Source organism: Micromonospora sp. NPDC049047, assembly GCF_040649135.1.
Lineage (GTDB): Bacteria > Actinomycetota > Actinomycetes > Mycobacteriales > Micromonosporaceae > Micromonospora.
In genome coordinates this window covers 1-8,345 of record NZ_JBEZEY010000040.1, presented here as the reverse complement: position 1 = coordinate 8,345, position 8,345 = coordinate 1, and the positions used below count along the sequence as shown (strand labels likewise).

Here is an 8,345-nt window from a genome sequence, read left to right as displayed (position 1 = left end):
ATCCGCCTCTAGCAAACACGCCATCATATTGTTCAACGTTGTTAGTAAAAGGATTCGTATAAGATTTATTTTTATCTAAACTGATATTACAACGTGTCAATCCATTAAAGAACCACTCATCTTGTATATGTTTCACTTCTAATATAGAGCCTTTACCAGTTTGGTGATTGAGTTCTTCACCCCAGCAAGCCTTAATCACTTTCTTAAATACCGTTGAGATTGAGCTTAAATAATCATCAATTTCAAGCATCTGTTCCCAAGGATAATCGGAGATAAAGCCATCAGTTGTGACACTATGCACTGTATAACCACGTTCTGTAATGTAATTCATAATAATACCTAACACGCAACGCACAAGAGCGGTAGTCGTTGATGCAATCACACCATCAGTGATTTTGCTATATGGAATGATTTCCGTATCATCAGTAACGATATTACGCCCTGTATTACCATGTATGCCTTGTCCTGTCTTACCATAAGTGGAATTAACAAGGATTTTCATGAGTTGTGCTTGAACGGATTTTTTACCATACTTTTTAGCGTAATCAGCACGTATTTTAATCATGTTACGCACACCAAAGCCAACGTGGTGCATCACAAAATCATTATCAATATCTAAAGGATTTAATGGTGTTTCTAATTCCATCTCGGACGCACGTTTCAAATCAAACAACATGAAACCTTGTTTAGCAACCGTCACTTTAGCACCAACTTGGATTGCTGCGAACACATCGGGTGCTGAGACTAAGCCCTCACCTCGTTGTAAAAATACTGGCGTACCTTTTAATAAAGGGTGCGATGATTTTAATGGGATTGTGGGGTATTTTACAGAACGAGGAAATTCAAACTTTACATATCCAAAGCCCGCTTGACCTATATGCAACCAATCATCATGAGACAATTCGTAACCTTCTTTAAACACAATCGGATCTTTTTCAAAATCAATCATTCTCATCACTTGCATCTGACAAGGATAAGCAGAGCGTAAATCATAATCATACGTACGACCTGTGATTAAACCATGGCTAAAACTTTCATTACGACCACCCATGTAGGCATTATCGGGCATTGCACCAAAAAGACTACGTGATTTATATAAACCGTGATAATCGGGTACGCCCTCCACAACTTTAAATCCAGTCACATCATGAGACCAACTCACGCCATCACGAACATGTTCATTAAGAGCATCTTTAATATTTGTAACCAAATGCTTAGATGAAATCGCACTTACAGTTACACCATCACCAATGATTGATTTAACGTTTTGGTACCATTCATAACTGATTCGAGCATCACGCACCGCATAATCATGGTAAAAGTGCGGGTGATTATTAAGTAATTGATCCATGTTCTCTTTATAGAAATTGACAGGCTTATCATCTTGTTTATCGAGACCTAAGGTATCAAGTTTTTCAATGCCGATGGCTTCACCAAGTTTAGATAATGCTGATGCAGGCGGTGACAACTTCATTGTGTCACGTAGATTTAAATTAATCATACAACGCTTACGAAAAGGCTTGTACCAATAGTTATATACACGAGGGCTTGTCGTAGCTAAACAATGTTTGTTACTCATAATCACATTAGATACGTGAACAGGATTATCAAGTATTTTTTTAAGGCGTTTATTTAATTTTTCAATATCCTTATCACTTAAGGAACGCCCTTTTTTATCAGTTTTAGACTTGATTTGATTTTTTAAAGAACTTATGTTTTTTATCTGTGAAATACTATGCCCCATGTAAGATAAAACACTTTGCCAATCATGACACATCGAAATATCAACGCCCATGAAATGTGCAATCAACGTGATGTTACAACTTTCATAAAAAGGGTTTTCATGATCTTTTTTGCCAGCATAAACAATATTAAATCCACGACCAGCAAAGACTTTATCAACAATGTAATGAATCATCTCACCTAATCCATTACCATTGACACGTTGTGTTGTATCGGGATAGAACACAATATCATAATCAGAACCATCAAGGTGTGTTGAAAATTGATAACTAAGAGGTACACGCTCACCTGTTTGTTCATCATCGTACCACTCAGTATCAAAACCTAAATCAAGGTTTTCACGATTGGTATATCGCATAATGTAATCACGAATATCAACCTCGGGGTGCGGTTTGCGTCTTAAATAATGGCGGTTCCCTAATTCATTCTTGGCATATTTATACAAGTGTCTAAAGCGTGCCCATTGTTTAGGTTTTATCATCATTTCTTCACCAACAAAACAAGGGTAGATGCTGTCCTCATTGTCGATATAAAAATCGACCATGTCTCCAGCCTTAAAAAATTGTTTAGGATTTAAGAAATCAAAAGTTAAAACATAACGAGGGGCAAAGGGGGGCACACTTGGGAGATACCCATAAGGTGAAAAGTGCCCCCCATGGTTCAAGCCCGCGGTTGAGCCTTTTTTAAGGTTTCTCATTTGTACTTTGGATTTTTCAAAGTACAAATGAGAATTAGATTTTTCTATAATTATTGTTCCTAATTTATTTACAATTTTTGCTTTTTGTTTCATAAAAAATAGCACGCCTTTCTGAAAAATTTTGAAAGATGTGCTGGAACTTTATATCAAATGCTTTTTGTAGTATTGTAGTAAAATATATTTGTGTTTGATGTACACAAATGGTAATATATATTTATCAAATATAAAGCAGATTCATCACATCTGGTTTATCTTTTATTGTCATCTATTATTATCATTTGATGTATTGTTCCAGCAATACATCTTTTCTTTTTATTGTAGCACTTCGCTTTCATTTGTTAAAGCGAGTGCTATTTTTGATTTCTAAATAATCTACTAAAAAACCCCTGTTTTTCATCTGTTTTAACATGTTCGTCATGTGTTGTTTCCTGTTTAATCTTCTCATCTTTCGTGGTCTGTGGTTCTGATTGTTGACTGTGATTTTTCGGTTGTTGGAGTTGTTCCATTGTTCTCAAGTTCAATTGCTGTTGCTGATCTAATAACTTCGCTTGTGTCTTTAGTAATGCGTCCTTTTCTTCAATTTGTGATCTGAGAAACGCATTCTCTTGCAACAACTGTTGTGCTAACGTACTGTCATGTGTTTCGGTTGATGTATCATTACTGTATCGTGTTTTATTCTGCAACACTTTATCAGTAATCTGTTGTTCCAGTGTTTCGTTGATGTAGTACACACCGTCGATAACTGTAAATTCCATGTGTTCCGGTTTGTTTCGTGTAATGGTTGGTTTTGATACCCCTAATTTATCGGCTAGTTGCTTGATTGTTATCATTGTACCACCTCTTAATTAGTGTACCATCGGTGCAACAAATACGCTACACCCATTACGACACCGACCCAGAACATTGGCGTGATGAGATATGCGATGTACCACAAACCTGTTACATACCATGTTTTACTGTGTTCTATCTTTGTTGCGATGAATTGATACGCATGTTCTAAAAATGGCATGTCTGCAAGCATTGTGAACACCAATAACACAACAGCGAATGCAACAAACCCAATCATTGCCGAAACATACCACTTCTTATATTTTTCAGTTTCATCTTTCAACTCACGTGAATATGAAATGAGTGTGTCCGTTGCCTCCTTGATTTCATTTTGTGACTTAACCCTAAATTCATTGGTTTCTTTTACCACGTCATCAGTTGCTTTTTCTAGGTTGTTGGTTAAACCTTCTTTGACGGTATCTGCGATGTCGTACACATCATTTGATTTTAACGACACTTTAATATCGCGCTCTTCTTTTGCGTAATCGTCGAGTTTTTGTGCTAAAGTGTCAATATCTTGATGTGTTTTGCTATCCAAGTTCAAAGCCTGTGTCTTTGTCTTTAGCTCGTTTGCTACGGTTTGTAGTTCTTGTTGTACTTGTTTCGTTGTTTTCGACGTGTCGTTGATGGTCTCGATGTTGTTTTTCAACTCGGTGATTGTTTCGAGTAGCTTTTGAGCTGTGTTTTTCTCTGCCATATTCTTTTATCTCCTCATTAATTTGGTCTAAAAATGCTAAGCTCTCATCATCAAATTCAAGTTCCAGTTCTTCTTCCTCTTCCTCCTCCTCCTCCTCCGGAAAAATTAAATTTGATAACATTTGTTGTTGGTGTTGTGTTAAATCATCAGTATTAATTTCAAAGTCACCTGTTTCGAGTAACTTATCTTCAATTTTTGATTTAACACCCGATAACGTGTAATCGTCTTTACTTAATGTCTTCGCTTTAATTGTCTTTTCAGATATTTCACCCTTTTTGTTGGTGTAACTAAAGCTATATTTGATGTTTTCACCGTCTTTAGTTCCGGCTTCTTCAACGCCTATCTGATATTCTTCATTTAACATCTGTTTAAAGTCATCAAATGACTTCACGTTTTCATCATCAATAACCTTTTGAATTTGTTCTCGCACTTCGTCTTTAGCTAATGTCATACCGTTTTTACGAGCCTTACGCTCATTCGGTGATACGTATTCACCTTTTGAACGTGCTTCAGCTTTACGTGATTTATTTAAGCGCCAGTTGTCTTTATCAAGTGGTGTATACCCGTAATCAATCATGACTTCATCACTAATTTCAGCTAGTTTCGTCCATTTTGTCATGTTACCTCTTTGTGACTTACCGTCACTACCTACCGCATTACTGATGAGATGATTGTGATACAACCCCGACTTACCATCGCATTGTGTTACAACTAAACATTGATAGTTTTCACCGTAAATTCTTCGGGCTTTTTCTAAACCCATTTCATTCACAAGTTGTATCGTTGAATATTTACCATTTTTAGGTATCTCGTCTTCTGAATAACTATCAATGATTGAGTACCCTTGTACATAACCTTCGTGTTTATTGTATTGTTTTTGCACGTCACGCATTTGTGGTTTAGCTAGAAACGCACTATTACCTGTTACAGCTAAATTCAAACCCGAAACAGCTTGTACCCGTCGCCCATTTGTATGTTTATGATCGTAGTGTGGTTTTGAACTTAAAACATAATCGATTGACTTTTGAACATTACGTGTTGAACTCACTTGTATTGTTGCGATAATGACCCCACCTTTCTGTTAAAATCAGTGATATTTTTTCTCGTTTTCTTAATCTGTTGTCGGAAATCATCGATGTTTTTAAAATCATATACACTTAAATCATCACGTAACTGATGTGTGTTCAATAACTTCACATATTGGTTAAAGTTTCGTGCAACACCTTGAATATCGTTTCGCAATTCACTTGCTAAAATTTGAAGGTCTTTCATCACTTCAAATGTCTCATTATCAAATACTTGTTTCGGCTTAAATGTTTGCTTGTTATCGAGCCATTCTAATGTGATTAACCGAGCAATCTCATTCGGCGATTTATAGCCTCTTAATTCATCTGACAACGTCTTTAACCGGTCATATTCATCTTCACGTACCCGAAACACAATCGTTTTTGTTTTGCGTTCTGTTTCGGGTAATTTGTGCTTTACATCTGACATGATGTTCACCCCTTTAAGTTCAAAAGATTGATTTTAATACACGCCCAATAATAGTGGGCTAATTGTGTATTAAAATATGTGTTGCGTCGCAAAAATGTGCGACCATTGCAACACATCAAATGCGATTTATTGCAGGGCACTATGCTCAACGCATAGCACCCCTTATAAATCTGAGGCAAGCAGTCCCAATGTAAACATTGGGTGCTTGTAAGAGAGACGCTGCGCTCTCTCTTAACTCTCTAGCGAGTACACACCAAAGGTGTGCAACATCACCGGGATTGTGCCGGCGATGTGATACCCTTTAGCTGTGACGGTTAGCGTCAGCGAAAGGGTTATCGTCTACATCATAATGTTGTGATGTAGACTGTGGCGTTTCATCTGTGGTAGATGATGAAACGTCAACCTCACTTGATACATCAAGTGAACCACTATCATCAAATAAATATGATTTGATAGTGGGTAAATCTTTAACATCAATTTCACCTGTGCTAACCATATCTAACAACTTCATTGATACATCGTTAGTGTATTCAAGTTGTAGTTTATCAAACTTGCGTTGATGGTTAGCAAGTTTGTTCTTTTCTTTATTGATACGCTCATGTGTTGTAGAGATATTGTGTCGTATCTGTTCTGTATCTTTTACATAATTTTCTTTAAGTTTTACTATTGATTGATTCATTATTATTCACCCTCTTCATTGTATTTTTGTTTTAGTTCATGCTCTAATTTTAAAACATCATTTAAAGCAAACCTTAAAAGTGTGCCATCTGAAAGTGGTTCTATTAAGTTTTGGTATGATTTTCCAAAAGGATTAAATACTTCGCCTCTCAAACCATATCGTATTGAACTCAAATAACTGTCATAAGCTTCTTGTGCTCTTGTATCTTCAAAATAAGCTTTCATTTTTTCAGTATATGCTAATTTTTTATATAATTCTTTATCAAAGATCGACGGTTCATAATTTAAATAGCGTTCCGATATCTCTCTCTCTCGTCTTGTTAAACAGTCAATACCTTTTTCTTTCAACACACGCTCTATTTCTTTATCTATTTCTTCGTGTTCTTTAAACCACTTTTCTAATTCTTCGTCTTTTTTTAATAATTCTTCTTTTTCTTTTACCATTTTACTGCACCTCTTTTGATTTAATTTCGTTCTTAATACGTTGAACAGTTTTCATACCTAGACCATACTTTTTAGCTGTACCCCTGATTGTACCGCCCTTCTTCAATGCTTCTACGACTTGAGCATAGATGATGCGTCCTTGTGGGTTGTCGCTATCTGCTGAATATTTAACTTGCTTGCCTTTATATTTGCCTTCTTTTTTAGCTCTTTCTATGCCTACACGTTGTCGTTCAAGCATGTATAAGCGTTCAGTTTCAGCCTGAAATGTTAAGACGGATAACATCACTTTAAGCACCAATTCACCAATGCCATAGTCATCATCGGTGGGAATATTAGGCAAATCTTTTGAATGTAATCTAATGCCCTCATCTAACAATTCTCGAACCATTTGTTCTACTACATGTGCTTTACGTCCTAGACGATCCAGTTTAAAGACGTATAAATCATCACCGGCTCTTATCTTTGCCTTTAATAGCTGTTTAAAGCCCTCACGTTCATATGGTGTCGTTGTACCGCTGATTTCATCTACAAATATATTTTGTCTCTCAACTCCTTGTGCTTTTAACCATTCAATTTGGTTTTCAAGATGTTGTTCTTCAGTTGAAACTCTCGCATATCCAAATTTCATTATTGTTCCACCTTTAGCTTCTATTTAATCTTCTAATTGTTATTAAGTGTAACACCCTTAACACAACTAAAGTATAGCATGGTATCAGACTTAATGCAACAATGAAATGTAATCTTTTTACCTTACCTTAAAGAAAACATTATAAACCACAGACGTGTCGGTGTTTTAGTGTTCATGTGAATATTAAAAATTATGAAGTGATGACAACCGTTACGACATTTTGCAAATGTCGTTGAACTCAAAAAAGAGGTGACTATAAATGTCACCTCTTTTTTTACGTTTAATCTTCAAACTCTAAAGGTTGTGCGTACAATCTTAAAAAATAATCCTCAATATCACACAGAACTTTCATAGCACTTAAATAATCATAGCCTTTAACACCACGTTTTTGTATAGACTTCCATTGATGTAAGCAATCAATACCATAAACATCTTTAATCAAATCCACATAATCTTTACGACCAAATCCACAATGGAAAAAGAAATTATCATCATCGTAACGACCTTCAAAACACAATAAATAAGTTAAAAACTGTCGTATGCGATATTGGTCGTATTTACGCTTATAATCAGCAAGTTCGGGTTTTGTGAGTTTATCTTCACGCAACACTTTAAAGGCGGGTAAACCGTATTCTAAAGCATATTGATAACCTTTATAATCTTCATCCGTTTTAATATTGTGATTGAGCGTAATAAATCCTTTATGAATATCGGCGTTATGTTCGTATTCTTCCATGTCCACAAAAGGTCGTGATGGAAAATAGCCATAATCAGACTTAAAATCACTGTCTTTAATATGTGAATACTCACGAGGTAATAACATACGCTTTTTATCAAAATCAAAGCTAATAGACTTTTGACTTTCAGCAAAACTACTAAAAACATGTGTGATGGTCTTTAGATTGCCCGCTTTTACATCACGCAGTGATAACATATCAGATTTAAAGTCGGGTACACGACCACGTCGATTATGGATTTTATCAAGGAGCACCACACGTTGTGTGTAATCATCAGCATAATAAAAATCTTTATCACCTTTATATCCGCCTCTAGCAAACACGCCATCATATTGTTCAACGTTGTTAGTAAAAGGATTCGTATAAGATTTATTTTTATCTAAACTGATATTACAACGT

9 protein-coding genes are annotated in these 8,345 nt (G+C 35.7%); all 9 read right to left on the bottom strand.

Going from position 1 to position 8,345, the window contains the following annotated elements:
• Window positions 1–2,533 (bottom strand): hypothetical protein (locus AB0B86_RS33205; protein WP_357420561.1); only part of this gene is annotated, 2,533 nt, incomplete at its 3' end.
• Window positions 2,534–2,790: 257 nt separating this feature from the next.
• Window positions 2,791–3,270, bottom strand: a complete 480-nt coding sequence (locus AB0B86_RS33200; RefSeq protein ID WP_356971721.1) for a hypothetical protein — start codon at window positions 3,268–3,270, stop codon at window positions 2,791–2,793.
• Window positions 3,271–3,281: 11 nt separating this feature from the next.
• Complete coding sequence (locus AB0B86_RS33195; protein WP_356971723.1) at window positions 3,282–3,806, bottom strand: DUF334 domain-containing protein; 525 nt, start codon at window positions 3,804–3,806, stop codon at window positions 3,282–3,284.
• Complete coding sequence (locus AB0B86_RS33190) at window positions 3,799–5,013, bottom strand: hypothetical protein (RefSeq protein WP_356971725.1); 1,215 nt, start codon at window positions 5,011–5,013, stop codon at window positions 3,799–3,801. Before AB0B86_RS33190 ends, AB0B86_RS33195 begins: the two co-directional genes overlap by 8 nt.
• A complete protein-coding gene (locus AB0B86_RS33185) occupies window positions 5,010–5,459 on the bottom strand; it encodes a hypothetical protein (protein ID WP_357420558.1) in 450 nt (149 codons plus the stop codon). The genes AB0B86_RS33190 and AB0B86_RS33185 overlap by 4 nt, the downstream gene beginning before the upstream one ends.
• Before the next feature lie 301 nt (window positions 5,460–5,760).
• Entirely contained in the window at window positions 5,761–6,138 is a 378-nt protein-coding gene (locus AB0B86_RS33180) for a hypothetical protein (protein WP_356971729.1), read from the bottom strand.
• A gap of 2 nt (window positions 6,139–6,140) precedes the next feature.
• A complete protein-coding gene (locus tag AB0B86_RS33175; protein WP_356971731.1) occupies window positions 6,141–6,581 on the bottom strand; it encodes a hypothetical protein in 441 nt (146 codons plus the stop codon).
• Window position 6,582: 1 nt separating this feature from the next.
• Entirely contained in the window at window positions 6,583–7,209 is a 627-nt protein-coding gene (locus AB0B86_RS33170) for a recombinase family protein (RefSeq protein ID WP_356971733.1), read from the bottom strand.
• Window positions 7,210–7,489: 280 nt separating this feature from the next.
• Window positions 7,490–8,345 (bottom strand): hypothetical protein (locus tag AB0B86_RS33165; protein ID WP_357420555.1); only part of this gene is annotated, 856 nt, incomplete at its 5' end.

Bases quoted from the DNA above. Each gene is read 5' to 3' on its own strand.
- AB0B86_RS33180 (WP_356971729.1), bottom strand. From the start codon at position 6,138: ATGAATCAATCAATAGTAAAACTTAAAGAAAATTATGTAAAAGATACA.
- AB0B86_RS33175 (WP_356971731.1), bottom strand. From the start codon at position 6,581: ATGGTAAAAGAAAAAGAAGAATTATTAAAAAAAGACGAAGAATTAGAA.
- AB0B86_RS33185 (WP_357420558.1), bottom strand. From the start codon at position 5,459: ATGTCAGATGTAAAGCACAAATTACCCGAAACAGAACGCAAAACAAAA.
- AB0B86_RS33200 (WP_356971721.1), bottom strand. From the start codon at position 3,270: ATGATAACAATCAAGCAACTAGCCGATAAATTAGGGGTATCAAAACCA.
- AB0B86_RS33170 (WP_356971733.1), bottom strand. From the start codon at position 7,209: ATGAAATTTGGATATGCGAGAGTTTCAACTGAAGAACAACATCTTGAA.